This is a genomic window from Vibrio sp. 1069 (genome assembly GCF_033340555.1).
On sequence record NZ_JAWOWP010000005.1, the window covers coordinates 138,181 to 164,000 of the forward strand.

Consider the following 25,820-nt stretch of genomic DNA (forward strand, 5'->3'; position numbering starts at 1 on the left):
TCAAAGGAGAGCGGTTGCTCTCCTTTTTTGCATCTTGCGAAAAGTAGAGGCACATTAGTGGCCGGATACTCAGGTAGAAAAGAGGAAGTGCATGGAAATCCAACGTATTAATGCGGAGCAGACACTGCCGCTTCGACAGCAGGTTTTATGGCCAAGCAAAAGCATTGAGTTTTGCAAGGTTGATGAAGATGAAACTGGCTATCATTACGGGAGTTATGTGAACGGAGAGCTGGTGGGTGTGGCGTCAGTCTTCTTCAACAATGGCGCAGCAAGACTAAGGAAGTTTGCGGTGTCTTCAAGTCAACAAGGGAAAGGGATCGGCTCTCGAATGTTGGAGACGATGATTGATGATGCTAAGGCGTTTAACGCAGAGGTATTCTGGTGCGATGCGCGTGAGTCGGCATTGAAAATTTATCAGAAGTTTGGATTACAGAAGGAGGGCGAGCGCTTTTATAAATCAGACATTCCGTATTTCAAGATGAGTTTAGATTTAAGCGTTTAATATCGAGGGTGTTCATCTATTTGTCATCTTCTGGCTATAAATTTGTCATTGGAACGTAATATTCCAAAACTAAAGTTGGTATATACCATTTGGAGCGTGTGTTATGTCAACTAACCAACATTACCTAAATATCGAAAATGTAGTGAAGCAATTCGGACAGTTCACTGCATTAAAGAAAATCTCGCTAGCGATTGAAAAGGGCGAGTTCGTTTGTTTTCTTGGCCCTTCTGGCTGCGGTAAAACCACTCTGCTACGTGCCATTGCCGGTTTAGACTTGCCAACGTCTGGTGCGATTTTTCAAAACGGTCAAGAGACCACATTCCTACCACCAGAGAAGCGCGATTTCGGCATCGTCTTCCAATCTTACGCTTTGTTTCCGAACCTAACTGTGCAAGAGAACATTGCGGTGGGTTTGAAGAACCAAGGTATGTCGACCAAAGAAGCGCTAGAGAAAGTGGATTACTGGTTAGAAACCATTGGTCTTTCAACCTCTGGCGAGAAATTCCCTAACCAACTTTCTGGTGGTCAGCAGCAGCGTGTTGCTTTGGCTCGTGCATTGGCGTTGTCACCGGGTCTACTGTTACTTGATGAGCCGCTGTCAGCGCTAGATGCAAAAGTACGTGTTCACTTACGTGACGAGATTTGTAAGCTGCAACGTAAGCTTGGCATCACCACCATTATGGTTACGCACGATCAGGACGAAGCGCTGTCGATGGCGGATCGCATTGTGGTGATGAACCATGGCGTGATTGAGCAAGTCGGTACACCTCAAGAGATCTACCAACAACCAGCAACGCGCTTTGTCGCTGAGTTTGTCGGCAGCATGAACTTTATTGAAACCTCAGTCGCAACGGACTCCCAAGTACGCATTGCCGAAACCTTGATGCCAGCGCCAAGCTTGACCAATCGTAAGATCCAACGTGGTGACCGCTTCGACCTTGCGGTGCGGCCTGAAAGCATCAAGTTCGTTGAAAACTACACCAACTCTTTACCTGTGCGAGTTACCGCTACCGAGTTTCTGGGTGCGTTTTTCCGCATTGATTGCGTATTGCAAAACGACAGCTCAACGAAAACCATCGTAGTGGATGTGCCTGTGGAAACGGTTCAAAAACTCAACATCAAGGCGGGCGATGTACGTTACATCCAGTTTGCTGAAGAAGGGCTGCATGGTTACGCCGTGCCCTCGGTTGATAAAGCGCTAGCAGCGTAGGTGTAAACATGGATGCGAAGACAATGACGATGAATAGCCTGACCACACAAGACAAAGCAAAATCCTTACTCGGACGTGTTAGCCGCGACAACCTTGTGTTGTTTGGTTTGCTTGCTGGCTTGTCGACCATGATGGTGCTGTTCATCTTAATGCCGCTTTGGGCAATGTTGACCAAGAGTGTGCAAAATGCCAATGGCGAATTCGTTGGTTTGGCCAACTTTGCGACGTACTTTTCTTCTTCAAGCTTGTGGGTGTCGGTGGGCAACACCTTCACTTTGGGCGTGATTGTGACCTCGGTAGTGGGTGTGCTTGCGTTTGGTTATGCCTACGCGCTGACTCGTTCATGCATGCCGTTTAAAGGTTTGTTCCAAATCTTAGGTACTGCGCCAATCCTTGCGCCTTCGTTGTTGCCGGCGATCAGTTTAATCTTCCTTTTCGGTAATCAAGGCATTGCGAAAGAGATGCTGTTAGGAAACTCGATTTATGGCGTGATTGGTATCTCGATGGGTTTGATCTTCTGGACCTTTCCTCATGCATTGATGATCTTAACCACTTCGTTGCGCACTTCTGATGCTCGCTTGTATGAAGCAGCCCGCGCACTGAAAACTTCACCCATCAAAACCTTCTTTATGGTGACGTTACCTGCGGCGAAATACGGTTTGATCAGTACGCTTATCGTGGTCTTTACGCTGGTTATCACGGACTTTGGTGTGCCGAAAGTGATTGGTGGAAGCTACAACGTCCTGGCGACTGACATCTTCAAGCAAGTAGTGGGACAGCAAAACTTTGCCATGGGGGCGGTGACCAGCATTATGTTGTTATTCCCTGCGGTAATGGCATTTGGTGCAGACCGCTGGGTACAGAAAAAGCAAAAGAGCTTATTTGACACTCGCTCGGTGCCTTATCAGCCAGAACCTAATAAAGCGCGCGACAGCATCTGTTTGGTCTACTGCAGCATCATTTCTATTGCAGTGCTGGCTGTGCTTGGCATGGCGGTGTATGGCTCGTTAGTTACGTTCTGGCCTTGGAACAAAGCGTTGACGCTAAACAATTACAACTTTGCCGAAATGAGCACTTACGGTTGGAGCCCATTCTTCAACTCACTAACGCTGGCAGGTTGGACGGCAGTTATTGGTACAGCCATCATCTTTGTCGGTGCTTACTGCATTGAGAAAGGGCGTGCGTTTGGTCCAATTCGTCAGGTGATGCAAATGCTTAGCGTGGTGCCAATGGCGGTACCGGGTATGGTGCTTGGCTTGGGTTACATATTTTACTTCAACGATGCGAACAATCCTCTGAATGTGCTTTATGGCACCATGGCATTCTTGGTAATTAACACGGTAGTGCATTACTACACCGTGGGTCACATGACAGCCCTGACAGCGCTAAAGCAGTTACCATCGGAGATTGAAGCCACGGCGGCATCGGTGAAGCTCCCTCAATACAAGTTGTTCTTTAAAGTGACATTACCTGTGTGCTTACCTGCGATTTTGGACATTGCGACTTACTTGTTTGTTAATGCATTGACCACCACTTCTGCGGTAGTATTCCTTTACTCAACCGATACGATTCCGGCTTCGGTCTCGATTCTGAATATGGATGATGCCGGTCAAACTGGCGCTGCAGCGGCAATGGCTGTGATGATCATGATGGCTGCCGCAATTGCGAAGATTGTTCAGATGACTTTGGGTAAATTGTTAGAGAATCGCACACAAGCTTGGCGCAAAAGATAAGGACACTTCGTGCAATACGTAAAAATTAAAGATTCGATTGTTGAACAGATTGAAGCGGGCATGCTATCGCCGCGTCAAAAACTGCCAGCAGAGCGTAAGTTGGCGGAGTCGTTCGATACTACACGCGTCACTCTGCGTGAAGCTTTATCACTGCTAGAAGCGGAAGGTCGAATCTATCGCGAAGATCGCCGAGGTTGGTTTATCTCACCTGAGCCATTGCGTTACGACCCCACCCAAACGCTAAACTTCCCGAACATGGCGAAAGCGCAAAATCGTGTGCCAAAAACGGAGTTGGTTGCAGCAAAAGGGACGTTGGCAAACAAACAAGCCGCGCGCTTACTGGACTTGCAACCTTTCTCGGACGTGTATCGAGTCGACCGTGTGCGATACCTTGAAGACAGACCTGTGGTATTCGTAACAAACTACATTCGCCCAGAGCTGTTTCCGAACCTGTTGGATTACGATTTATCAAATTCACTGACGGACATTTACCGCGATCATTATGGCGTGACGTATCAAAAGATTCGCTACCGCATTTCAACCAGCACTTTATTGGGTGAAATGGCTCAGGCACTGCGTGCGACAGCCGGTACGCCCGCGATGGTAGTGGAGCGCATCAACTACAACCAGCACGGTGAGTTGATTGATTGCGATATCGAGTATTGGCGACACGATGCCATCAGCATTGAATCTCTGGCGGAACTCAATCGTTAAGTGGATTTTCTCATTATCTAAGGCTCCATCTCGGGGCCTTTATTTTATTCAGACAGGAACATTGAAATGGATTTGTTGGCGATTGGTCTCGTCGTTTTCTCTGCTGTTCTTCATGCGGGCTGGAATATCCTTGGCAAAAGCAACTCTGGGTCAGGGCTCGCGTTTACTATGGCGGCCAGCTTCTCTGCATGTTTCATTCTTACCCCTTATTTGATTTGGTATTTGGCAACCATTGGCTGGACATCATTACCGAGTGAGTTTTGGGGGTTGCTGTTCATTAGCGGCATTTCACAAATGGTTTATCTGGTTGGTTTGATTGTCGCTTATAAGCACGCTGATGTGGGGGTGGTTTATCCGATTGCTCGGGCATTGCCTGTGATGATGGTCGGCGCAATCAGTGTTGCATTGGGACATGAATTATCTAGTCAGCAGTGGCTTGGATTCTTACTAATTACTCTTGGTTGTATGCTGGTACCACTGACGAATTTTCGTCAGATGACATTGGGCTCTTATTTGAACGTTGGTGTGTTCTGGGCATTGATTGCCGCAATAGGCACAACGGGTTACTCGGTAGTCGATAAAGAAGCGCTGAGTTTACTCACAGGACAAGCATCAGAGATCTTGAATGATCAGTACAGTGCGATCTTTTACTTGGGCGTGCAGTTTTGGGCAATTGGTATCCCAGCCCTTGTGTGGTGCTTAGTTACGGGCAAGCTAGATGAGATTAAGACCGCGTGGCAGATCCGCAAAACAGCCAGCATGGCAGGGGTAATGATGGCATCCACCTACGGTTTGGTACTGTTTGCGATGACCATGACCGACAACGTCAGTTTGGTCGTGGCACTAAGGCAAATTAGCATTGTGTTTGGATTGTTTATGGGGATTTGGTTTCTGTCTGAGAAATGGTATCTCACCCGAGGGCTTGGCGTTACTTCTATCGTGGCGGGGATCATTCTCGCGCTTGCGTATTGACCTATATTCACGAAAAAAGGCAGCGAATGAGCCTCTCGCTGCCTTTTGTATTAACTTGTAAGCCTTGTTTAAAAACGCAATTGCGCACCAAACATCACACCGCTAGAGTCAAAATCGCTGTTTTTTGAGTACACATATTCTGCATTCAAACCAAAGTGTTTGTAGCTCCAGCCGATACCGCCAGCCGCTTCACCTCCGACACTTGAGTGTTCGATGTTCTTGCTCTGACCGTTCACTTTATAAGTGTATTCGAGAGTGTAGAGAGTAACACCTGCCTTGCCGTACAGTTCGAAACCTGAACCCAGAGGATAGCTAGCATAGCCACTCAAGCGAGGTCCGGAGAAGCTCGTATCGGTGACTTCTGAAATCGGACTCACGAGTATCGAGCCGATACCGTCAAACGCGCCTTTATAACCTGCTTCGATACCAAAGTTATGTGTTGGCATGTAGCGGTAATATATTTCACCTAAGAACATGTCGCCTGATTCTTTGCTTGTCGGAGCATCGTAGTTCACATCGCCATAGCCAATGTTTGTACCTATGATGTGCTCACTGATTTCTGCATTGGCTGACAAAGAAAAAGCCGACAACACTAAAGCAGTAATGAATGAATAACGCATGAACGCTTCTCCTTAGCTTTTAGCTTGCTCGCCTTTTAATATTTGTTCGAAAGTGATCTTGGTGTTGTCTAGCCATTCATAACGGCGACGATACATCGAACGCTTAGAGCGCGACATGCCTTCGATATCTCGACGGGGTGCATTTACATCAATTGAGTAAAAATGACGATTGTATTCGGTGCCGCCCAATTCTTGCCAGAGTGCATCGTAATCCGTTTTGATTCGCCCTTTGCTGTAGCGCTTAGCTGCGTAAGTATGGGACTGCGTTTTCACTGCTAGAATCGTGTTCACTTCCCAAATTTGTGCGAGCAAAGTGAGCAAGCTCACCATCAAGCTTTTTGGTCTCTGTCCGTAAAGCTTACGAGTTAGCTTTTTAATTTTCGCGTTGTTTTCTTCACTGCTTCGCGGTCCTTGTAAGCCGCCAATCATAATGCTGCGTCCAGATTCGATGTGACCGAGCGTAAAAGAGAGCGTGTAGAAGTTGCCATCTTCAGCGCTGTGCAGCACTAGGCTCATATCGCCTTCTTTTTGATAACGTGCTTCGTATACTAATCTCACCGAGTACAGGATTTCGTCAATTTCAAAAGAGGCTAATGTTAGGCCTTTCGAGTCTGTGTAGATTTCTTCGATTGTTTGTTTAGAAAACAGTTCTGAAATCGTTTTATAGTGATCAACCACCAAGTTAGAACGATCGAACGCTGAGTTGTTTTTGATGATATACGGACGAAACGGCTTCTCTAAAAATCGATGCGTACGTGTACAAAGCAACTCTAACAATGACGATTCAATATTGTCTGAAAGGTGCTTAAACGCACGTTTGTAATAAAGCGCACGTAAGATGAACTTAGCTCTGTAGGTCCAAATTGGCTTGTAGACATCAGCATAATCATCTGAGTAAATCGATTTGCTATGGTAAAAAATGGATTTGTTCGCGGTCATTTTCACTCCAGATTAACTTGTGCTCAATAGCGACAATTAAGAACCGACGGACGAGCAGCGAAGAACCCGAAAAGGAGGAATGCAAAGCACGACTGAAAAGAGGTGGTTTTTGCTGTGTCCGACGTTTGTGTAAGGTTTTGAACACTGTTCTTTTGCTGAAATTCTAAGAGAAAATTGACCTTAGGTATTGTATGGTTTGGTAAGGAAGTGTCAGGTTGAAACCCATTGTTCAAAAGAAAGAAAATGCGAATGTCGGCTGAATATGACGTTGAGTTGCTAAGTTAATGTGAAATAAGTTGAACGAAAATTGAACATTATTTGAAATTGTTTTGACGTGTTTTAGGTCTTTATACGTACCTTATAAGTATCGAGCCAATTTTGGCCCGATGTAAAGGTAAGTAAGGAGAGGTTTATGAAACGCTTAACAACTTTAGCAAGTACGATTGCTCTGATTGCTGCACCTTCTATGGCTCTTGCTGGTGGTTATCAGTGGACAAACGATACCGAAACTATCCATGGCGACGTAATGGATAGCAAACAAGCGGCTTATGAAATGGGCCGAGACATGATCCAAAGCTACCAAAATAAATCATCTGGACAACTCCGTGATGAGTTTACGAGCCTTACAACGTATGTTGATCGCCAATCGTTTTCTATCACTGACTCAAAAGTCATGGTAAATGAGTTCTTGCAAAGTGACGGGCAAGTTGTTTACCAGCCTATTCTCAATGTTCAATACGAGTACCGCATGCGTGATACCGGTAAATACTAACCAGTAAGACGGACTTGAATTGTTTACCACTAATATTTTTTGCTGTTTGTTTTTGGGGAGCCACGAGCTCCTCATTTTGTTTTTGTCGAAAGCGAAAATTTTCACACTCTCAGTGCAACATTTTCTATCGCTCAGCGTTAGATTTTCTTGCTCGTTGATTGTCATCATCGTTTGTAAAGTGTTTGCGGAAATGGATGTAACGCACTAACGAGGATACCCGATGACACATCATTCATATTGGTTCAAGCAGGCAATTGAAGCTGAGCAACCAGAAACGCCACAACCGTTACAGCAGAACATTAATACTGACGTTGCGATTGTTGGTGGCGGATACACCGGACTTTGGACCGCGATTATGATTAAGCAGCAATCTCCGGAAAAACAGGTGGTTGTTATCGAAAAGGGCTTATGTGGTAGTGGTGCATCGTGCGCAAACGGCGGTTGTATGCTGACTTGGTCTACCAAGTTTCCGACATTGAAACGGTTATTCGGTGAAGAACATGCTGCTTGGTTAGTAAAAGAGTCGGAACAAGCAGTGCTAGAGATTGACGACTTTTGTCAGCAGCACAACATCGATGCGCACTTATCGTTGAAAGGGGTTTATTACACTGCAACCAATCAGGCTCAAACTGGGGGAATGCAGCCAGTTGTGGACGAGTTAAAGCGATTAGAAGTGAACAGTTGGCGTCGTTGCTCGGTGGAGGAACTGCGTGCCAATGCGGGTTCACCTCGACATATAGAAGGCTATCACTCTCCGGTTGCTGCTAACGTGCAACCCGCCTTACTCGCGCGAGGGTTACGCCGTGTTGCTATTGATCTGGGTGTAGAAGTTTATGAGAACACGCCAATGACGCGTCTAGATTATGGAAAACCTGCCACCGTCTGTACACCTAAAGGAAATATTCAAGCGCAGCAGGTGGTGTTGGCATTAAATGCATGGATGGTAGAGCAGTTTAAACAGTTCAAAAACAGTATCGTGGTGGTCTCTTCCGACATGGTGATCACCAAGCCGCTTGGTGACGCACTACCTCTATCTGGTTGGCAGGCAGGTTCTAGTGTGTTGGATTCTCGTATTTTTGTGCACTATTACCGAGATACGCCAGATGGCCGTTTGATGTTGGGGAAAGGCGGCAATCAGTTCTCTTTCAACAACCAAGTCAACGCAATGTTCAACAAGCCAACGCGCTACCAAGGTCTACTGCGTAAGTCGTTCGATAAGTTGTTTCCTCGTTTGAGAGGCGAGGAGTTTGCTTATTCATGGACGGGGGGCTCTGATCGTTCTGCTACTGGTTTCCCTTTCTTCGGCGAGCTAGACAAACAGAGCAATATCTTTTACGGATTTGGTTATTCAGGCAATGGTGTAGCGCAGACTCGAATGGGCGGAAAGATCTTATCTTCATTGATATTGGGAATCGATAACGAGTGGACGAACAGTGGTTTAGCCAAAGGACCGTTGGGGTATTTCCCTCCAGACCCGCTTCGCTGGACTGGGGCTATGATAGTGCGCAACGCGGTACGTCGAAAAGAGGAAGCAGAAGATAACGAGAAAACGCCGTTTATCTGGGATAAGTGGCTAGCAAAACTTGCAGGACCAGCAGGCAAAGCGGATAAGCTTGACTAAACTGAAGACTTTAGCCACAAACGAGACAGTTTGCAGTGAAAGTCATTGGGGCGCGATGAAGCCTTGTGTTAGCCTCTGTCTTTCAAGCTCAGATTTAAAAGGTGAGTCATAAAATGAAAGTATTCAGCAACTTCGATAGCGGCAGCATTCACGTAGTGAAAGCGGACGACAAAAACGACATCCAACTCAAAATTCCTAACGACAATATGTCGGAATTCTACCAGTGGTTCCACTTCCGTCTTGAGACAGAAGCTGAGCAATCGCACACCATCAAATTGCTTGATTTGGCTAAATCGGCTTATCCAGAAGGATGGCAAGGTTACGATGTGGTTGCGTCTTACGATCGTGAAGAATGGTTCCGAGTACCGGCAGAGTTCGATGGCGACACGCTGACTTTCACTGTAATCCCTGAGCGCAGCTCAATTTACTTCGCGTACTTTGCGCCATACACGTACGATCGTCATTTAGACTTGTTACACATGGCACAAAGCGCGCACCACTGCCAACTTGAAACACTAGGCCACACATTAGACGGCAACGACATGAGCTTGCTTACTTTCGGTGAGCCAGAAGAAGGTAAAAAGAAAATCTGGATGATTGCACGTCAGCACCCAGGTGAGACAATGGCGGAATGGTTCATGGAAGGTATGATCCAACGTCTGTTAGATGAAAACGACACGGTTGCGCGTGCATTGCTTGAAAAAGCGGTGCTTTACGTCGTACCAAACATGAACCCAGACGGTGGTATTCGCGGTCACTTGCGTACCAACTCAGTAGGCGTAAACCTAAATCGTGAATGGCAAACGCCATCAATGGAAAAGAGCCCAGAAGTCTACCTTGTGCGTCAGCGCATGCTGGAAACGGGTGTTGACATGTTTTTAGATATTCATGGCGATGAAGCGATTCCGTATAACTTCGTCGCTGGCTCAGAAGGTATTCCTTCTTACGATGAAAATCTTGCCGCTTTAGAGACATCATTTAAGCAAGCGTTACTGACTATTACGCCAGAGTTCCAAGATGAGATTGGTTACGATAAAGATGAGCCTGGTAAAGCGAATTTGACGGTCGGTTCAAATTGGGTTGCAGAGCAGTTCAAATGCTTGTCTTACACAATCGAAATGCCATTTAAAGATAACAACAATCACCCAGATCCACTTTACGGTTGGTCTCCTGAGCGTAGTGTTTTGTTTGGGCAAGATGTATTAGCTGCAACGTTAACCGTAGCGGATAAAATTTAGCTCGACGAGTTAACGCTTTTTCATTATTTCGAAAACAGCTCATTTAAATGAGCTGTTTTTTTGTGCTCTCCAGATCCACGCTCCCCTGTAAAAATTTGTTGCCATTCACAAGCTTAAATGATGATTCTTAAATTTGAGAAAGTGGCTTTTTATGGTGATTTGCGTCACAGAAAGTTGGCTTCTTTGTGATATTCTCCGCAACGAATTGACTATGGCTAAACCAACGCAACGAACTTTATTTTTCGGTTGGGTATGCGGATGAAGCTCATGAATAGATGGTCTTGAGGTTACCTTTTTCCGTTTTACGTCATTGGCGTTTGAATATCATTTTTGATTCTTTCCTACGCTATTTAGCTATTTCTATTCGAAGAAAAGAGAAAGTTACGGCTTCATATTTTACGGCAGTATGCTGCCGCGATGTGTTGCTTTGTGTACAAGAAAAAGGAAAAGAATAATGAAAAAAATCGCTATAGCAGTGGCTACTGTACTTGCTGGTGGTGTGATCTCAAACGTTGCACTTGCTGACACTTACATGGGCGGTAAAGTAGGTTACAACTCTCTAAACGATGCGTGTTACCTGAACGAACCTTGTGACGACGACAGTTTTGCAGCATCTATGCACTTAGGCTACAGCTTCAACAAGTACGTTGCGGCAGAGTATGGTGTTGATTACCTTGGTGACTTCACTGCAAACTTTAAAAAGCCTGGCCTAAACACCGTTGATGGTGATCTTTGGGCATTGACGCTTGCTCCTAAATTTAACCTACCACTAACGGATTCTTGGAATCTATTCGCGAAAGTTGGTGCTGCATACATGATGGCTGGTGACGAGAAAGATTTCGTACCAACTGGCTCTCTGGGTGCTGAATACCAAATCAACTACAACTGGAGCCTACGTGCTGAATACCAACGCTACCAAGATATGTCTGATGATGTAATTGAAGACATGGATTCAGATTTCTTCGGTATCGGTTTCAACTACAAGTTTGGTTCTGAGCCAGTCGTTCAAGAAAAAGCCGTTGAAGAGGTGGTAGAAGCACGTCCTGCAACACGCATTGTAGATCACGTTTACCCTGCTCAAACAACAGCGACAGTACAATTCGACTTAGAAAGTGCAGAAGTGAAAGACGCGTCGAACCTTTCTGGTACCGTTGATTTGATGAATACTTACCCACAAGCTCAAGTTGAGATCACGGGTTACAGCGATACGACAGGTTCTGCTGCTTACAACAAGCAACTCACAGAAAAACGTGCGAAAGCCGTTGCTGACGAGTTCCAAGCAAAAGGTATTGCGGCTGAGCGTATGACAGTGAAAGGCATGGGTGAAGCTAACCCAGTGGCAAGCAACGAGACACGTCAAGGTCGTCAAATGAACCGTCGTGTTGAAGTGGTTGTTCCTGCGTTTGAATACCAAACAACTGAAAAAGCAGAATAATTCCTGCTTAAGATAAAGTTCCAAAAGCCAGCGTGTATCACGCTGGCTTTTTTGATCCCGCTTAACAAACTCAGCACTTTCATCAATTTGTCATCACCAGTTCATACCATGGCTGCCAAGTGTTTGGGAGAGTGTTATGCAAAGTTTACCGCCGCTTAATTTGCTCCGAGCTTTTGAAGCCACGGCGCGACTACAGAGTTTTACAAAAGCCGCAGAGGAGCTAAATGTGACTCGTGCGGCCGTAAGCCAACAGGTGAAATCGCTAGAGTCACAGCTCAATGCGACGTTATTCGTGCGCAAGGGCACTCACCTTACGCTGACCTGCTCCGCACAAGAATACTGGCCTGTGGTTAATCATGTGCTTCAAACATTATCGACCACGACGCAGCATTTATTTACTCGTCCCAAGAATACGCAAGTTAACTTACATGTCGCTCACAGCTTTTGCTCTCAGTGGTTAATGCCAAGATTGGCTGATTTTCAGCGACAATTCCCAGACATTTCCTTTAAAGTCTCGACAACTGCTAATACAGTTCCAAACGCCAGTGCGATTGCGGATATCGAAATTATTAACGGAGATGGAGATTGGCAAGAGCAAGAAGCCATACGATTAACCCAAGAAAACTGGATTGTTGTCGCAAGCCCCGGCTTTATGCATTTAAACCCGATAAATGACCTCTCGCAGTTAGCTAAAGCGCCTAAAATCTGTACTAGCGGTTATCATGAATCTTGGCAAGAGTGGCTTACGCACCAAGGTTATCAAGGGAAGGTGAGCAAAGTCGTCGCCGAGTTTGAACACTCATTGCTTGCTATTCATGCTGCGATTAATCAGCTTGGCGTGTTGCTGGTAAGAGACTTTCTTGTTGAGGATGAGCTGCAACAGGGCGTATTAGTCCAGGTTGGAAATTGGCATATGCCAAGTTCTGGTGCACATTATATGATGGTTCGAGCATCCGAAAAATCACACGTAAACACCTTTGCTCAATGGTTAATACAGAGTCTTTAATGTTCGTTCAGCGAGTGAGTAGAGCGCATGTGTGGTTTGGCTATTATTAGCAGTAGCAAGTCATCAGTCTAGGACTGAGCGACATGCTTAATGACATCTAATAACCACTGATTTACCGGAGCTTGCTGTTGAGAGCGACGGCAGCTCATCACGTAGCGAACATCAAGCTCTAGCCCAGCAGGAAGCGCGATACTTCGGCAACCCTTAGGAACATGTCCACTCATCGTTATGCCAAAATGATTCGTTTGCAGAAGCACTTTTTGAATCATCGCTGGATGTTCAATTTCCACTTTAGGTGTGGTTCTAAAACCCATATGTTTGAGCCTTTCCAACACAGGGTATCGGTAGTCGTTCCATCCCGGCGTTTTAAAAAGTATAAAAGGGTATTCTTCTAGTTCTTGGGAGTTTTGAGCGGGATGATCTTCTCGAACAAAAAATACCGCTTTTCCTCGCCCTAGCTCGGTCTGAACAATTGACTGTGGCAGATCTTCATCAAAGTAATGAATCGCAATGGCGTTTTCACCGTCAATTAATCGTTTTTTTGCTTCGCTACCCCAGCGCAAACATGAGAATTTTGCTTCTGGAGCGTGCTTTAGTAACTCCAAGTAAAACTTGTCACCGAAGTACTCCCAAAACAATGTGTTGGCATAAATAGTGATTGAGCCGTCAAAATGAGCTGGTGAAAAATGCTGTGGTTTGATGGAATCAATGCTGTTGAGTATTTGCTCAAAATGTGTAATGTTCGCTTCCACAAAAGCTGTTGGTTCAAAGCCATTTTTAGTCTGAACGAATAGCGGATCATTGAGCTGAATTTTCATCTTAGTCAGATTTTTGCTGATTGCTCCTGACGTTTTACCGAGTGATTCTGCGACTAACCGGACGTTACGTAGCTCATACATCCGTTTTAATACCAAAATATTTTGAATATCCAGATTAACGCTCATACATTCTCTCGCTTGGCTTTTGTCGACAAATCATATCGCTGAATTTCTTAAGAAAAGACAACGCTCGGTCAATTTAAGTCGCTGCCTTATCCCTGATTTATTGAAGGTAACGATAAGTTATTCTTGGTTACATCAGTTTATTAGCATGGATTTCCATTTGGTAAATAATGGCTTTCCTCGTATGAGCGCGTTTCTGTTGTTACAGTTTTTCCACCGACAGAAAGTAAGAACGATAATAGAGGTGATGTATGAAAAAACTAATCGCACTTGTTTTGATGGTTTGCTCAACAAACGTAGCATTTGCTGGCGATGGGTCATACACGGGCACGATTGATATGACGATGGCAACGAAAAATCAGGTTGACGTAGAGCGTGCAGATTCTCAATTGACGCTGAAGGGTCGCAATGAAATGGCCTATGGCGGTGTAACAATCCATTCGGATGCTGCAACTCAAAAAATTGAACTTCGTGGTCGACGTGATTAATCGAATAGTTTCTTGTTAAGAAAATGCCGCGAAGAACGCGGCATTTCTATATGTAATATCATCAGATCATAATTACCAGATAAGCGTATGGTGAGAAGCTAAGCGCAATGACCACTTGCCATTATTCGCATGGCGGTGCCATATGAATGACAGCTAAGCCCCCCAAAGAGGTTTCACGGTATTTTTTATTCATATCTTTACCAGTCTGATACATGGTTTCGATTACTTTATCTAACGAAATTAAGCATTTACTTGTGCGCTTTAATGCCATACGCGATGCATTAATCGCTTTCATTGCTCCCATGGCATTTCTTTCAATACAAGGTACTTGAACCAAGCCGCCAATCGGGTCACAAGTCATACCCAATGAATGCTCCATCGCAATTTCCGCAGCAATACAAATCTGCTCGTTACTGCCCCCTCTTAGCGCTGTTAAGCCAGCGGCAGCCATGGATGAAGAAACCCCAACTTCTCCCTGACACCCCACTTCTGCACCAGAAATTGACGCGTTAGTTTTATATAAGATGCCGATAGCGCCGGCGACTGCGAGAAAGTCTTTTAGCTGTTTAACATCGAGCTCTTTGATGAAGCGATGGTAGTACATCAATACCGCCGGAATCACCCCTGCTGCACCATTCGTTGGAGAAGTGACGACTTGCCCTCCTGCTGCATTTTCTTCACTAACCGCAAAGGCGAAGAGATTGATCCAATCCATGATCTCCATCGGATCGTTTTCAACTGCAGCGTTGGCTTCGAGCTTTTTCAAAAGGTTTGGTGCTCGACGAGTGACATTTAGACCACCTTCCAAAATCCCTTCCGTGTCGAAGCCACGTTGCATGCAGAGCGACATCACTTTCCAAATTTGCTCTGCTCTTTGGTTGATTTCTTCGTCTGAGCGAAATGCGAGTTCGTTTTGGAGGATCATGCCTCCCAAGCTGAAACCGTTCGTCTCGGCTTTTTCCAGCATCTCATCTGCGGATGTAAACGGAAATGGTACTGCGACCTCATTTTGTTGCGTGCCGTTCTCTAGTTCGTCGGCGGTGGCGATGAATCCGCCCCCAATGGAGTAATAAATTTCAAACGCTACTTGATCTCCAGCTGCGTCTAATGCCGTAATCGTCATACCATTTTCATGCAGGGGAAGGTTGTCGCTATGAAAGACGATGTCATGGTCGTAGCTAAACTCAATCTGGTGTGTACCGGCGAGCATGAGCGTATTATTGTCTATGGTATTTTGTAGCGCACTTTTGGCACTGCTCATTCTGATGGTATCAGGTTTATTTCCCATCAAACCAAGGACCGTGGCTCGGTCTGTATGGTGCCCTCGACCTGTCAGTGACAATGAGCCATAAAGGTCCACTTGCACCCGATGCACTTTCGCCATAGAGTCGCTAACTAGCTGAGTGAAATGGAATCCGGCAAGCATAGGACCATTAGTGTGGGAGCTGGATGGCCCGACACCAATTTTAAATATATCGAAAATCGACAGCATAATTGACTTCCTTTAGCAGTGAACCTTTATAAAGGTCTCTAGAACAGTGTTGTTAACTAGATGTTAAAGTTTGTGGGTCGGGAGTGAAAGAAGATTTTTGTAACACTGCCAACTAAGCGCGAGATTTTAAAATGAAGTTAGACAACATCGTCATCGTTTTAGGTAAACGCCTCGTCAATAACAGGTTGACCTCTGAGGGCATAACAAGAGTCGAAGCTTTGTCTTGTAGGACTGCATCACTACCGACAGAGCAAACGGCGATTATTTTTTGTGGCGGAGTAACGCAAGGACAAAGTGTTTCTGAAGCAGAGGCGATGTACGCGTATTTTAGAACCCTAAACGCAGACTCTGTGAATCCGTTCCCTGAACGTCATATACTCTTAGAAACGGAGTCGTTGAACACGTTTCAAAACATGCGTTATGTTTCCCAAGTTTTGTGCAAAAGTGGGTTGTTCGAGTTATGGTTGGGGCATCCGGTTGAGGTTATCTTGCTGTCTAATGACTACCACCTCGAACGAATCATTGATATCCAGAATTTGATGGATGAGCAAGGCTTATTACGAGTACTTAAATCCGATTGCGAATCCATGGGGGTGACCCTCAATATTCCACTGGATATCAGCAAACATATTAGCGTGCCATACCCACATAAAGGGCTTATGGCGGAGACATTCTTGCTACTCGATGAACTCACAACCTACCGAGTTTATTTAGAAGGGGTCAAGCATGGCGTATTTTTCCGAGATTTATCAATTGTCCGAAAAAAGCCACTTATGATCGCAAGAGATACTATTCACAAATTGCTCTCTTTACCGCTCGATAAAGAGGCTTTGCAACATATTGAAGAAATGAAAAAGGCCGTCGAAATGACGGCCTTGGATGAATCTGTAGGTGCTGCGGAAAAGGCATTAAGTATCTTCCATCCGATACTGACGGCATTGAACCGTCGCTTTGACCCAGAGTCTATTCATTAAGCTCGCGTTTTGTGCGGACGGCGCTTAATGCGATCAAACAGTAGCAAAGCAGTTCTATACCTTCTTCTGAGATATTTTTAACATCACGGATGTAATTTTCGTCCATCACTTGTTGCCAAAAACTACCCATACCATACAAACGAGAGAAGACTAATAATAGCATTACAGCACCAACTAATAGCTTCATATGTGGCACCGTTAAAATAGTCGCCATTTCGTTCATGGTACCTTTACCACCTTGGTAAGCTTTGGCGCAAGCCAGTGCGGTGACAGCAAGTGCTGGGAAAACCCAAGAGCCATGATGAATCATGTCTGTCCAATAGTCCGTTTCGCGAATAATCAGTACTGCAAAAAATCCTGCGATCAAAATAGCCGCATGCTTTAGCTGAGGCTGTTGTTTCGATAAGCTGAAAAACGACCATGATGCAATAGCAAGCATCACAAGCTGGAGCGTTTCTGTAACGGAAAGCTCGCCAAGGCTTGAACCCAACACGACATAATCAAGACGAAGACTAAGGTTAACGAGAATACTTATAGCGACAATCATCAAGGCGTTTAAACTCGATTTATAAATAATGCGCTTTGATTTTTCAGTAACAACGTTGCTTGGGGCTGACTCGGCTTCTTTTACTATTTGTGTTTTCATCTTGCTCACCTGTCCCAGAAAATGTGGAAGAAATGTGAATTAGTGTGATCTGTGTTTGGAATTTTATTGTCCAAGTGGAAAGTTATGTCAGAGGAATGTCAAGAATAGAACACTGTTCGATATAGGGTCGATGTGCGGTAAAGTCAGAGATATGTAAAAACAACGTAAGAACACTTTGATAAATCAAATAAAAAAGGAGCCCAAAGGCTCCTAAGTGATAGAGGGAAGGTGACGTATCGACAAAAATAATTAGTAGTTGTCACCCTCATTTTCTTTGTGATTCTCGCGATAGTATTCCCATTGCTCGACGCGCTCATTGTCAGACAGCACACAGTAAGTGACACGTTCGCCGTTTTCCGACACGGTATCCAGCTCACCACCTTGCTGAACACAGTATACGGCTGCGGGATTTGCAACGGAGGTATACTCAGTTGAGCGGGTCGCTCCCTCGTAAGTTGAACAACCAGCCAGTACCAATGTTGCAGCCATAGCCATCATTAAATTTGTCTTTTTCATTCTTTATCTCCGCATGGGGTGGGCGAGTATTGTATTGATTATAGGCAACTTTAAGAGATTATTGTCTTATCGATGTTAAAAGTAAGAGGGACGTATAAGAATTTAGATATTCTCATTTATTGCTGATTAGCACGTCACACTTCTGTTCTTGGCGTATTGTTGTGAAGGTCATATCAATCACTTCCTGACAAGCGCTCGAACGTACTTGGCCTACAACAATGATTTAAAGTGTAAAATTCGGTAATATGCGCACAAAACATTGACCGTGGTATTTTCGATGAGACATTTAAAATCGACCGTTCATCCAGACATAGAGCATTTGGATGACAAAATTGTTTTTCAGCGCAATGCAGCGCGAGCCATTGTACTTGATGGTGAAGATGTGCTGTTGCTCTATACAGAACGTTACCATGACTACACGCTACCAGGCGGTGGTATTGATGATGGTGAAGATGTCATTGCTGGATTAGTCCGTGAATTAGAGGAAGAAACGGGCGCCCAAAATATACATGGTATTAAGCCTTTCGGAATCTTTGAGGAGTTTCGTCCGTGGTACAAGGATGACGCTGACGTGATGCACATGGTGTCGTATTGTTATACATGTAAAATCGAACGTGAGCTAGGCGAAACGGCGTATGAAGATTACGAAGTTAAAAATGGAATGCGCCCGGTATGGATGAACATTCACGAAGCAATTGCACACAATGAAAAAACGATGGCAGAAAGCCCGAAAAAAGGCATGAGCATTGAGCGCGAAACGTTTTTGCTTCAGTTGATTTCTAAAGAATTACTATAAACAGCTAGCTTGCATCATTACGACTTAGCTTCTGTTGGCGCTATTGTTGGTAAAGATTTTAGAGCAATAAAAAAGTCCGGACTCCCCCCCGGAACCCGGACTTATTCCAGACGCGCAAGCGAAGCGTCATCTTGATATGTTAGATTTGTTTCGAACTATGAAAACAATAGCTGTTTTACATTTAGTGTGTAAATAATTATTAGGTCTGACCATTGGTTTTCATGTTTTTTGCAAACGCAATGTGACGCATATCTACCCAATTGCCAAGCGCAATTGGGGCGCTTTTTAGTAAACCACTACTCTTTCTTATCTTTGAGATACCTTACCTCAACTTTTTTGCACACGTTTGCATAGAGATCACGAGTTTTCAAATTCGCCGAACAGGATCTTGTAATTTTACGTTTCTCTGACATTGAGCTCTGTCGTAGCTTTTATCACAAATTAACTAGCGGAGGCAGTCGGCTAAAGTCGACCAGCGGTTGTGAAATCATAGGAGCGTCTGGAGCAAACAAGAGTAAAGGTTGAAATGATGAGGATTGTAACTGACCGATATCTATCAACTTTTCCAATGCATAGAAGCGGCTGACGTATTGACGAGTCTCGTTAGGCAGCGTGAGTTGTTGGAAATCTCGACTTCCTGCTCGCTGAATAGCACGTGCAACACGTCCTTCTCCGGCATTGTATGCAGCTAAAGTGAGAGCCATATTTTGATCGAATTTGTTGTATAAAAACGCCAGGTACTTGAGCGCGGCCGTTGTGCTGGCTTCTGTGTCAAAGCGATCGTCTTGTTTTGTATTTATCGTTAATCCGAATCGTTTCGCTGTGGTTGGTATCAATTGCCAAAGTCCGGCGGCGTTAGCATGAGAAACGGCTTTGGGATTGTAAGAAGACTCTAACATTGGCACTAAGGCTAGGCTATTTGGTAATGAGTGGTTTTGAAGCTGTTTGAAAATGTGGTTAATTACCGGTTTGGATGAATCGAGACGCTTGGCAATTTGTGGCTTGTATGGGGCTAATACTTGATACTGCGTTTGAATATCGACAGCATTTGGTTTTGCCTGGCATGTGAATGGAAGGTAGGACAGAAAGGCAATAAAAATAAAAAGGCCTACAGTACTCAGCCGAGATGGCGACTGAATCTGTAGGCAAGACGAACATCGTTTAGAACGATTTATCTTCATAAGTGTGTTGCACAGGTTGTTTGAGTTGACTGACCAACTCATGGAACGCCGCAGAGCTGTGGCCATTGCTCTGATTGTATTGTTGGCACTGACTTACCAACGTTTCCAATAGCGCCCATTGTTTTCTAGCTTGCATACCTATTTGGGCAGGCAAAGCATTGAAAATTCGTTTTACGCTGGCGTCATTACACGCTAACCCCAGCGCTCGCATACACTGGCTTCTGTCATTGGCGGAGCGGCTGAGTTTATTGAGTATCGGCATTTGTTTTTGAACATTGTCGTTCAGTGCCTCTCCATCAAACTTTAAGTACAATACCTTTTGCTGCTGAAGCAAAGGAAGTAGTTGTTGATAAAGCTTAATATCCTCAGATATAGAGCGAACAAATTGTTGAATTCGCTGCGATACTGCGCTTGCCATGATGTCTTCCTAGCGTTTTATTACTCGTGACCTGTATGGAACTGCATGATTGCCTTGGATAGCACTTTTGTATCTAGGCTAAGTTCACCACGCGCTAATGCGTTGCGTACTTGTTCTACTTTTTCCATATCAACATCAGGTAGTGATGCCATTTCAGCTTGAGCGCGATCTATCGCTACGGTATTCGCTTGAAATGCAGGCTCGTGTACTTTGCTCTGTTCGACGACGTCGACAGGCTGTTTGCTTGCTTGCTGTAATTTTGTTTGTGGGACATGACCGCCCGCGACTTTGTCGATTTTCATGCTGTGGTCCTCATCATCATGTTCTAAATTAAGTAGGCGGTTAGAATGTGATAAACATTAAATATTTTTTTTGTACTCGAAGTTCAGTGTTACTGACGAGAGCCAAAATTAAAAAATGTTACCCCGAGTCAAAAAATCAAAATTGAGTATGAACCTGGTTTAATCCAGTTACGACTGCTCTTATGACCTTGCCCGAACTTGGGTTTTCCACGTCAATTTGTTGCCCTTTCGCTCCATCTTCTAAGGCGACTCCTTTTGTGCTGGCACTAAATCCATTTTTGCTCGCAATGACTATGACTTCATTGCCTTTCTCGATTAGAGGTGGGGCCGACAAATTGGATGGATTAACCACTTGTCCAGCCCGCAAACGACGAGAGGTTTCTAAGCCTACTGCTTGCTCGGGGCGAGTATAAAAATCGTCTTGGCGAGAGATGGTTCGGGTTTCAAGCTTTATGTGTTTAGCCGTTACGACTTCATTTCGGCCAACCGTGGTTGTCGCGACCAAAACAGGCAGAGTCAGCGAAGACTTTATCGTAACGTTAATTCGCCATGGTGATGCGATATTGTCGCAGCTGACTGAGCGCTTGAGGTTACCGACTGGCAACGTGTTGTTGTCACGACCTGTGATAACTAAAGGAGATTCACATTCTGGCAAGTGATTGGCTGAACCGGGCACCCACATGTCGAAGTCTAGTTTGTACTCCCCCCACTGATTGGAGAGCGCTACGCGATCCACCTCTTGTTCGAAATCCGTTGCTACAACGGACCTTATCTCTTCAACGCTTAGGGTTTTGTCATTGGTGTTGGCGAATGCTTGTTCTGATGTCAAAGCGAGTAACGTCAGCATTATTGTTGAGGAAGTGGACACTTTCCTCTTGTTTTTAATGCTTTCCGAGAACCGGAAGTTTGGCTTCCATCCTTGTTTGTAAATCATTGATATATATAGCTATTTTTTATGGCACGTATCTTGTTTGTATGTTGGCGTATTCGAGCCAACTGTAAGGAAGATGCATGGCGATCACATTTGAAAATGCTTTAGGAGTACATCCAGAGGCACTTAATTTTCGCGTTCAGCGTACCAAAGTCCTCGCCAGTAACCTAGCAAATGTTGACACCCCTGGGTATTTGGCGAAAGACCTAAGTTTCACCACCGTAATGAACCAAGTAACGGCAGGTGGTGTGAACAAACCGGTGCCAAAGTTCCAGGTTCAGGCCCAATACTCGGTGCCTTACCAGAATAGCAAAAATGGCAACACCGTAGAGCTTGGTGTTGAACAAGCAAAATTCACGCAAAACAACATGGACTTTCAAACTAGCCTGACGTTTCTCAACATGAAATTTAATGGCTTAGCGAAAGCGATTGAGGGACGTTAATTATGTCATTCACTGATATTTACTCGATCACTGGTTCCGCGATGACAGCACAAACTGTGCGTCTGAATACGGTAGCCAGTAACTTAGCAAACGCAGATGCAGTATCTGCAAATCCAGAAGATGCTTATAAAGCGCTTAAGCCAGTATTTGCGACTGTGTACCAAAAAACGCAAATGACAACAGAAAATGGAGCTTATCCCAATGCAGAAGTTCGCATTGTTGACGTTGTTAAAAATGCTGGAGATGCAGAGAAGCGTTTTGAGCCGAACAACCCACTGGCTAATGATGAAGGCTATGTGTTTTACCCAGATATTGATGTAGTTGCTGAAATGGCAGACATGATGTCCGCAACACGCAGCTTCGAAACGAATGTTGAAGTATTAGCCAATGTAAAAAGTATGCAGCAAGGTCTGCTTAGATTAGGGCAGGGCAGCTAATGAGTATTGCACAATACACCCCTTTATCGTCTGACGCTCCAGTAAATACAAAAGCAAAAGACAGCAACGGTATCTCACCAAACCCTAAAGACATGAACAGCGCTTCTTCATTGGAGAATGAGTTTATTTCTTTGATGGTGGCTCAAATTCAAAACCAAGACCCACTTAATCCCCTTGATGGTACGGAATACGTTGGTCAATTGGCTCAGTTCTCGCAGGTACAAAGTACCGAGAATATGTCTAAGACAATGCAACAGAGCATGGTGTTACTGGACAACATGCAAGTGCTATCAACAGCGGGCCTTGTTGGGCAAACGGTTTACGTCAATGCGGATGAATTTCAGCTTGGTGAAGACGTACAAAACGGAAAAATCGAACTCGCTCATAGCTCAAACCAAGTCACGTTAGTTGTTAAAGATGAATTTGGTCAATCAACTAAAGTGCCACTAGGTGCTCACGGCAAAGGTGACGTCGACTTTTCAATTAATCCTGAAGAACTTGGTCTTAAACCAGGCAAATACTCAGTGGCCGTAGAAGTGCAAGAAGGGCAAGCAAGTCCAAATGTGCTGATGGCAGGCACTGTTGAGCAAGTGCGCATTCCTAATACCGGTGGCGCAGCATTAGTCAATGTCCATGGCGTTGGCAACGTTCCTTTCTATCAAATCACTCAGTTTGGTGCTTAACCAAATACGGAAATCAGAGGTCTATTTATGAGTTTTAACATCGCACTAAGTGGTCTGGACGCGACCAACACAGAGCTAAACACAATCAGTCACAACATTGCCAACGCATCAACGTATGGTTTTAAAGGTGGCCGCACAGAATTCTCCGCTGTATATAACGGCATGCAACCTGGTGGTGTGGAAGTCGCGTCAATTTCACAGAACTTCGACAAAGACGGCAGTATCACAGGAACTGGCCGTGCGATGGACCTAGCTATTAATGGCGGTGGCTTTTTTGTTACTAAAGATAATATGGGTCAAATGTTGTACACACGTTCAGGTGTGTTCTCAACGGATAAGAACAACTTTGTTACGGCTAACAGCGGTGCAAAGCTTCAAGGTTACAGTGTCGATAGCAACAACAACCTAATGACAGGTTCTGTGGGTAATATTCAGGTATCGACTTCCTCACTGAATGCTAAAGCAACAGACAGCTTAGATTTTGTTGCGAACTTCGACGCAAGCGCGTCTGTTATTGATAAAGCCGTAACGCCATTCAATCCAAAAGATCCAAGCTCATTTAACTCGTCTTACACAACAAAAGTCTACGACTCACTGGGTAACTCGCACACGGTAACTCAGTACTTTACTAAGACTGCTTCTAACTCGTGGGAAGTGAACGTTCAAGTAGATGGCGGTACGACGCCAGTAGCAACTGTGCCTGTAACGTTTGGTAAAGACGGCTCGCTTTCAGCACCAACTGCGCCGTTTAATGTTTCATTCCCTGCTGCAGGCGCGAACGCGATGAGTGTAGACATTAACCTGAAAGGCAGCACGCAATTTGGTGCAGCTTTTGGCGTAAGTACTAATAGTCCTAACGGTTACACATCAGGTGAACTTGCAGGTGTACGCGTTGAAGGTAACGGCATGGTTTACGCGACTTACACTAACGGCCAATCACAGCTACAAGGTCAGGTTGTTCTTGCTGATTTTGCAAACACACAAGGCTTAGCGAAAGTGAGTGGAACATCATGGACTCAAAGCTTTAGCTCAGGTGCTCCAATTATGGGTGTTCCGGGTTCAGGTACGATGGGTGACCTAACTCCGGGTGCATTAGAAGGTTCTAACGTTGACTTAACCAGCGAGCTTGTTGCTCTAATGACTGCACAACGCAACTACCAAGCAAACGCAAAGACAATTTCTACCAGCGACAAGCTTACTCAAGCTTTGTTTAACGCGGTGTAATGGGAGTTTTGCATGGATAGTTTGTTATTTACGGCAACGTCGGGTGCCAGCCGAGTTCTTAAAGCGCAGCACGTTCGTTCAAACAACTTATCAAATGCTGATACTGCGGGTTTTCGAGCGGATATGGAGCGTGTGCGTAGTGTAGAGATGCAAGGCCCAGGTTTTGATGGTCGCACTATGGTTGTGACCAACTCTGCCTCAACACGTTTCGACGCTGGCGATATTGTGAAAACAGGACGTCCGTTGGACGTTGCGGTTATGGGGGAGGGATATCTCTCTGTAGAAACCCCAGCGGGTAACGAAGCTTACACCCGTGCAGGCAATATTCAGGTCGATACTTTTGGCGCTCTAACAATCAATGGGTTCCCTGTCCTCGGTGACAATGGTCCTTTGGTTGTGCCGGATTATCAAAAGATTGAAATCAGCGAGCGTGGTCAAGTCTCAGTGATCCCACCAGGTGGCGGCGCAGAAATTGTGGCAGGCACTTTGAAGTTGGTTAAACCGGAAATTAATCAACTGCAAAAAGAGAGCGATAGCTTGCTGCACAGCGTAGATGGCGTGCCATTCGCGGCAGATGAAACCGTGCAACTCTCTCCTGAGCACATTGAGGGCAGTAACGTATCTGCTATTGATGAATTGGTTAGTGTGATGTCGCTGACGCGCAACTTTGAAATGCAAGTTCGCATGATGAAAACGGCGGAAACTCTAGCAAAAGCTGGTAACAAATTAATGGCGGCGAGCTAAGTCTCGCCCCGCAAGGAGTAAAAAATGCATTCAGCATTATGGGTAAGTAAGACAGGCATGGCAGCGCAAGACACGAAGATGACTGCCATTTCTAACAACCTAGCAAACGTAAACACGGTTGGCTTTAAGCGTGACCGAGTCGTATTTGAAGATCTTTTCTACAGCATTCAGCGTCAACCAGGCGCACAAGTAGACCAAGTTAACGAACTACCAAGTGGTATTCAGCTAGGTAGCGGTGTTCGCGTTGTTGGCACACAAAAAGTGTTCACGCAAGGTAATACCCAAAACACAACGCAAGAGTTGGATCTTGCTGTAATGGGTCAGGGTTTCTTCCAAATAGAAAACTCGGACGGACAGATCATGTATACACGTAATGGTCAGTTCCATCGAAACTCAGAAGGCTTAATGGTGAACAGTCAGGGCCTGCCTTTAGAGCCTCAAATCCAGATCCCAGACAATGCGGTCTCTTTCTCTGTGGGTGTTGATGGCACAGTGACTACAACAACAGCAGACGATCCAACACCTCAGCAGCTTGGTCAAATTACACTTGCAAAATTCATCAATCCAGCCGGCTTAGAGGCCATGGGTGGCAACTTATTCCGTGAAACGGAAGCCAGCGGTCCAGCTGATGAGCTGATTGCAGGAGCTGATGGCGCCGGCATTATCAAGCAAGGTGCACTGGAAGGGTCAAACGTACAAGTAGTAGAAGAGATGGTCGACATGATCACCACTCAACGTGCGTATGAGATGAATGCGAAAGTGGTCTCTGCTGCAGATGACATGCTGAAGTTTGTTTCGCAATCAATGTAAGTATGAAATTGGTGATGATGAAGGAAAAAGCA

At 45.1% G+C, this 25,820-nt stretch carries 29 protein-coding genes; 19 read left to right on the forward strand and 10 right to left on the reverse strand.

The features are described from left to right. Window positions 1–91: 91 nt before the first annotated feature. From R7040_RS10575 to R7040_RS10595, 5 genes are all read left to right on the forward strand, one after another. Window positions 92–502 carry a GNAT family N-acetyltransferase gene (locus R7040_RS10575; protein WP_025499398.1) on the forward strand — a complete coding sequence of 137 codons (411 nt, stop codon included), beginning with the start codon at window positions 92–94 and terminating at the stop codon, window positions 500–502. 103 nt (window positions 503–605) lie between these two features. Beyond that, complete coding sequence (locus tag R7040_RS10580) at window positions 606–1,712, forward strand: putative 2-aminoethylphosphonate ABC transporter ATP-binding protein (RefSeq protein WP_213967472.1); 1,107 nt, start codon at window positions 606–608, stop codon at window positions 1,710–1,712. Between the two features lie 8 nt (window positions 1,713–1,720). Beyond that, window positions 1,721–3,445 carry a putative 2-aminoethylphosphonate ABC transporter permease subunit gene (locus R7040_RS10585; protein ID WP_005442364.1) on the forward strand — a complete coding sequence of 575 codons (1,725 nt, stop codon included), beginning with the start codon at window positions 1,721–1,723 and terminating at the stop codon, window positions 3,443–3,445. 9 nt (window positions 3,446–3,454) lie between these two features. Then, window positions 3,455–4,159 carry a phosphonate utilization transcriptional regulator PhnR gene (gene phnR / locus R7040_RS10590; RefSeq protein ID WP_005442366.1) on the forward strand — a complete coding sequence of 235 codons (705 nt, stop codon included), beginning with the start codon at window positions 3,455–3,457 and terminating at the stop codon, window positions 4,157–4,159. A 66-nt stretch (window positions 4,160–4,225) separates the two neighbouring features. Next, complete coding sequence (locus tag R7040_RS10595) at window positions 4,226–5,131, forward strand: EamA family transporter (protein WP_258469530.1); 906 nt, start codon at window positions 4,226–4,228, stop codon at window positions 5,129–5,131. Window positions 5,132–5,199: 68 nt separating this feature from the next. Here R7040_RS10595 and R7040_RS10600 read toward each other — a convergent pair whose 3' ends face one another. Continuing rightward, on the reverse strand, window positions 5,200–5,751 hold the full coding sequence (locus tag R7040_RS10600; protein ID WP_213967469.1) for an outer membrane beta-barrel protein: 552 nt from the start codon (window positions 5,749–5,751) through the stop codon (window positions 5,200–5,202). Between the two features lie 12 nt (window positions 5,752–5,763). Continuing rightward, window positions 5,764–6,690, reverse strand: a complete 927-nt coding sequence (locus R7040_RS10605; protein ID WP_005384371.1) for a VirK/YbjX family protein — start codon at window positions 6,688–6,690, stop codon at window positions 5,764–5,766. Window positions 6,691–7,102: 412 nt separating this feature from the next. Between R7040_RS10605 and R7040_RS10610 the strand changes: the two genes are divergently transcribed. From R7040_RS10610 to R7040_RS10630, 5 genes are all read left to right on the forward strand, one after another. Beyond that, entirely contained in the window at window positions 7,103–7,462 is a 360-nt protein-coding gene (locus tag R7040_RS10610; RefSeq protein WP_017819758.1) for a DUF3316 domain-containing protein, read from the forward strand. Between the two features lie 220 nt (window positions 7,463–7,682). Beyond that, window positions 7,683–9,083, forward strand: a complete 1,401-nt coding sequence (locus R7040_RS10615; protein ID WP_318096867.1) for an FAD-dependent oxidoreductase — start codon at window positions 7,683–7,685, stop codon at window positions 9,081–9,083. Window positions 9,084–9,196: 113 nt separating this feature from the next. Next, complete coding sequence (locus R7040_RS10620) at window positions 9,197–10,321, forward strand: M14-type cytosolic carboxypeptidase (protein ID WP_213967468.1); 1,125 nt, start codon at window positions 9,197–9,199, stop codon at window positions 10,319–10,321. Window positions 10,322–10,775: 454 nt separating this feature from the next. After that, the gene (locus R7040_RS10625; protein WP_005374035.1) at window positions 10,776–11,756 is read left to right on the forward strand and encodes an OmpA family protein; all 981 of its coding nucleotides are present in this window, start codon (window positions 10,776–10,778) and stop codon (window positions 11,754–11,756) included. Window positions 11,757–11,892: 136 nt separating this feature from the next. Continuing rightward, window positions 11,893–12,762, forward strand: coding sequence for a LysR substrate-binding domain-containing protein (locus R7040_RS10630; protein WP_064354505.1), 870 nt, complete (start codon window positions 11,893–11,895; stop codon window positions 12,760–12,762). Window positions 12,763–12,830: 68 nt separating this feature from the next. Here R7040_RS10630 and R7040_RS10635 read toward each other — a convergent pair whose 3' ends face one another. Beyond that, a complete protein-coding gene (locus R7040_RS10635; protein ID WP_064354506.1) occupies window positions 12,831–13,706 on the reverse strand; it encodes a LysR family transcriptional regulator in 876 nt (291 codons plus the stop codon). Between the two features lie 248 nt (window positions 13,707–13,954). On the opposite strand from R7040_RS10635, the gene R7040_RS10640 reads away from it, so the two are divergent. Next, on the forward strand, window positions 13,955–14,191 hold the full coding sequence (locus R7040_RS10640; RefSeq protein ID WP_005374030.1) for a hypothetical protein: 237 nt from the start codon (window positions 13,955–13,957) through the stop codon (window positions 14,189–14,191). A 121-nt stretch (window positions 14,192–14,312) separates the two neighbouring features. Here R7040_RS10640 and R7040_RS10645 read toward each other — a convergent pair whose 3' ends face one another. Next, complete coding sequence (locus tag R7040_RS10645) at window positions 14,313–15,683, reverse strand: L-serine ammonia-lyase (protein WP_053349354.1); 1,371 nt, start codon at window positions 15,681–15,683, stop codon at window positions 14,313–14,315. Window positions 15,684–15,814: 131 nt separating this feature from the next. On the opposite strand from R7040_RS10645, the gene R7040_RS10650 reads away from it, so the two are divergent. Then, window positions 15,815–16,657 carry a YdcF family protein gene (locus R7040_RS10650; RefSeq protein ID WP_064354507.1) on the forward strand — a complete coding sequence of 281 codons (843 nt, stop codon included), beginning with the start codon at window positions 15,815–15,817 and terminating at the stop codon, window positions 16,655–16,657. Here R7040_RS10650 and R7040_RS10655 read toward each other — a convergent pair. After that, window positions 16,647–17,303, reverse strand: coding sequence for a hypothetical protein (locus tag R7040_RS10655; RefSeq protein WP_005374025.1), 657 nt, complete (start codon window positions 17,301–17,303; stop codon window positions 16,647–16,649). The two genes, R7040_RS10650 and R7040_RS10655, sit on opposite strands and share 11 nt — an antisense overlap. Before the next feature lie 249 nt (window positions 17,304–17,552). Further along, a complete protein-coding gene (locus tag R7040_RS10660) occupies window positions 17,553–17,819 on the reverse strand; it encodes a DUF333 domain-containing protein (RefSeq protein WP_005374023.1) in 267 nt (88 codons plus the stop codon). A 277-nt stretch (window positions 17,820–18,096) separates the two neighbouring features. Between R7040_RS10660 and R7040_RS10665 the strand changes: the two genes are divergently transcribed. Next, entirely contained in the window at window positions 18,097–18,615 is a 519-nt protein-coding gene (locus R7040_RS10665) for an NUDIX hydrolase (protein WP_005374021.1), read from the forward strand. A 434-nt stretch (window positions 18,616–19,049) separates the two neighbouring features. Here the strand turns inward: R7040_RS10665 and R7040_RS10670 are convergent, their stop codons facing one another. The 4 genes from R7040_RS10670 to flgA all read right to left on the reverse strand — a co-directional run bounded on the left by R7040_RS10670 (window position 19,050) and on the right by flgA (window position 21,450). Continuing rightward, window positions 19,050–19,796: a lytic transglycosylase domain-containing protein gene (locus R7040_RS10670; RefSeq protein ID WP_054579235.1), complete on the reverse strand. Its 747-nt coding sequence runs from the start codon at window positions 19,794–19,796 to the stop codon at window positions 19,050–19,052. Beyond that, complete coding sequence (flgN, locus tag R7040_RS10675; protein ID WP_005374018.1) at window positions 19,777–20,214, reverse strand: flagellar export chaperone FlgN; 438 nt, start codon at window positions 20,212–20,214, stop codon at window positions 19,777–19,779. Before flgN ends, R7040_RS10670 begins: the two co-directional genes overlap by 20 nt. A 20-nt stretch (window positions 20,215–20,234) precedes the next feature. Then, complete coding sequence (flgM, locus tag R7040_RS10680; protein WP_005374016.1) at window positions 20,235–20,516, reverse strand: flagellar biosynthesis anti-sigma factor FlgM; 282 nt, start codon at window positions 20,514–20,516, stop codon at window positions 20,235–20,237. Between the two features lie 136 nt (window positions 20,517–20,652). After that, window positions 20,653–21,450, reverse strand: a complete 798-nt coding sequence (gene flgA / locus R7040_RS10685) for a flagellar basal body P-ring formation chaperone FlgA (protein WP_047102793.1) — start codon at window positions 21,448–21,450, stop codon at window positions 20,653–20,655. A 77-nt stretch (window positions 21,451–21,527) separates the two neighbouring features. Here flgA and flgB point away from each other — a divergent pair, with 77 nt between their 5' ends. Genes flgB through flgG form a run of 6 tightly spaced genes read left to right on the forward strand, consistent with a single transcriptional unit; the run spans window position 21,528 to window position 25,788 of the window. Further along, window positions 21,528–21,890 carry a flagellar basal body rod protein FlgB gene (gene flgB / locus R7040_RS10690; protein WP_005374013.1) on the forward strand — a complete coding sequence of 121 codons (363 nt, stop codon included), beginning with the start codon at window positions 21,528–21,530 and terminating at the stop codon, window positions 21,888–21,890. A 2-nt stretch (window positions 21,891–21,892) separates the two neighbouring features. After that, entirely contained in the window at window positions 21,893–22,327 is a 435-nt protein-coding gene (gene flgC / locus R7040_RS10695) for a flagellar basal body rod protein FlgC (RefSeq protein ID WP_005374012.1), read from the forward strand. After that, window positions 22,327–23,010: a flagellar hook assembly protein FlgD gene (gene flgD, locus R7040_RS10700; protein WP_005384410.1), complete on the forward strand. Its 684-nt coding sequence runs from the start codon at window positions 22,327–22,329 to the stop codon at window positions 23,008–23,010. The genes flgC and flgD overlap by 1 nt, the downstream gene beginning before the upstream one ends. A 27-nt stretch (window positions 23,011–23,037) precedes the next feature. Further along, the gene (gene flgE, locus R7040_RS10705) at window positions 23,038–24,234 is read left to right on the forward strand and encodes a flagellar hook protein FlgE (protein WP_005374010.1); all 1,197 of its coding nucleotides are present in this window, start codon (window positions 23,038–23,040) and stop codon (window positions 24,232–24,234) included. Window positions 24,235–24,246: 12 nt separating this feature from the next. Next, window positions 24,247–24,978 (forward strand): flagellar basal-body rod protein FlgF, encoded by a 732-nt coding sequence (gene flgF, locus R7040_RS10710; protein WP_005374009.1) that lies wholly within the window; start codon window positions 24,247–24,249, stop codon window positions 24,976–24,978. Between the two features lie 24 nt (window positions 24,979–25,002). Continuing rightward, window positions 25,003–25,788, forward strand: coding sequence for a flagellar basal-body rod protein FlgG (gene flgG, locus R7040_RS10715; protein ID WP_005374008.1), 786 nt, complete (start codon window positions 25,003–25,005; stop codon window positions 25,786–25,788). The last annotated feature ends 32 nt before the right edge of the window (window positions 25,789–25,820 follow it).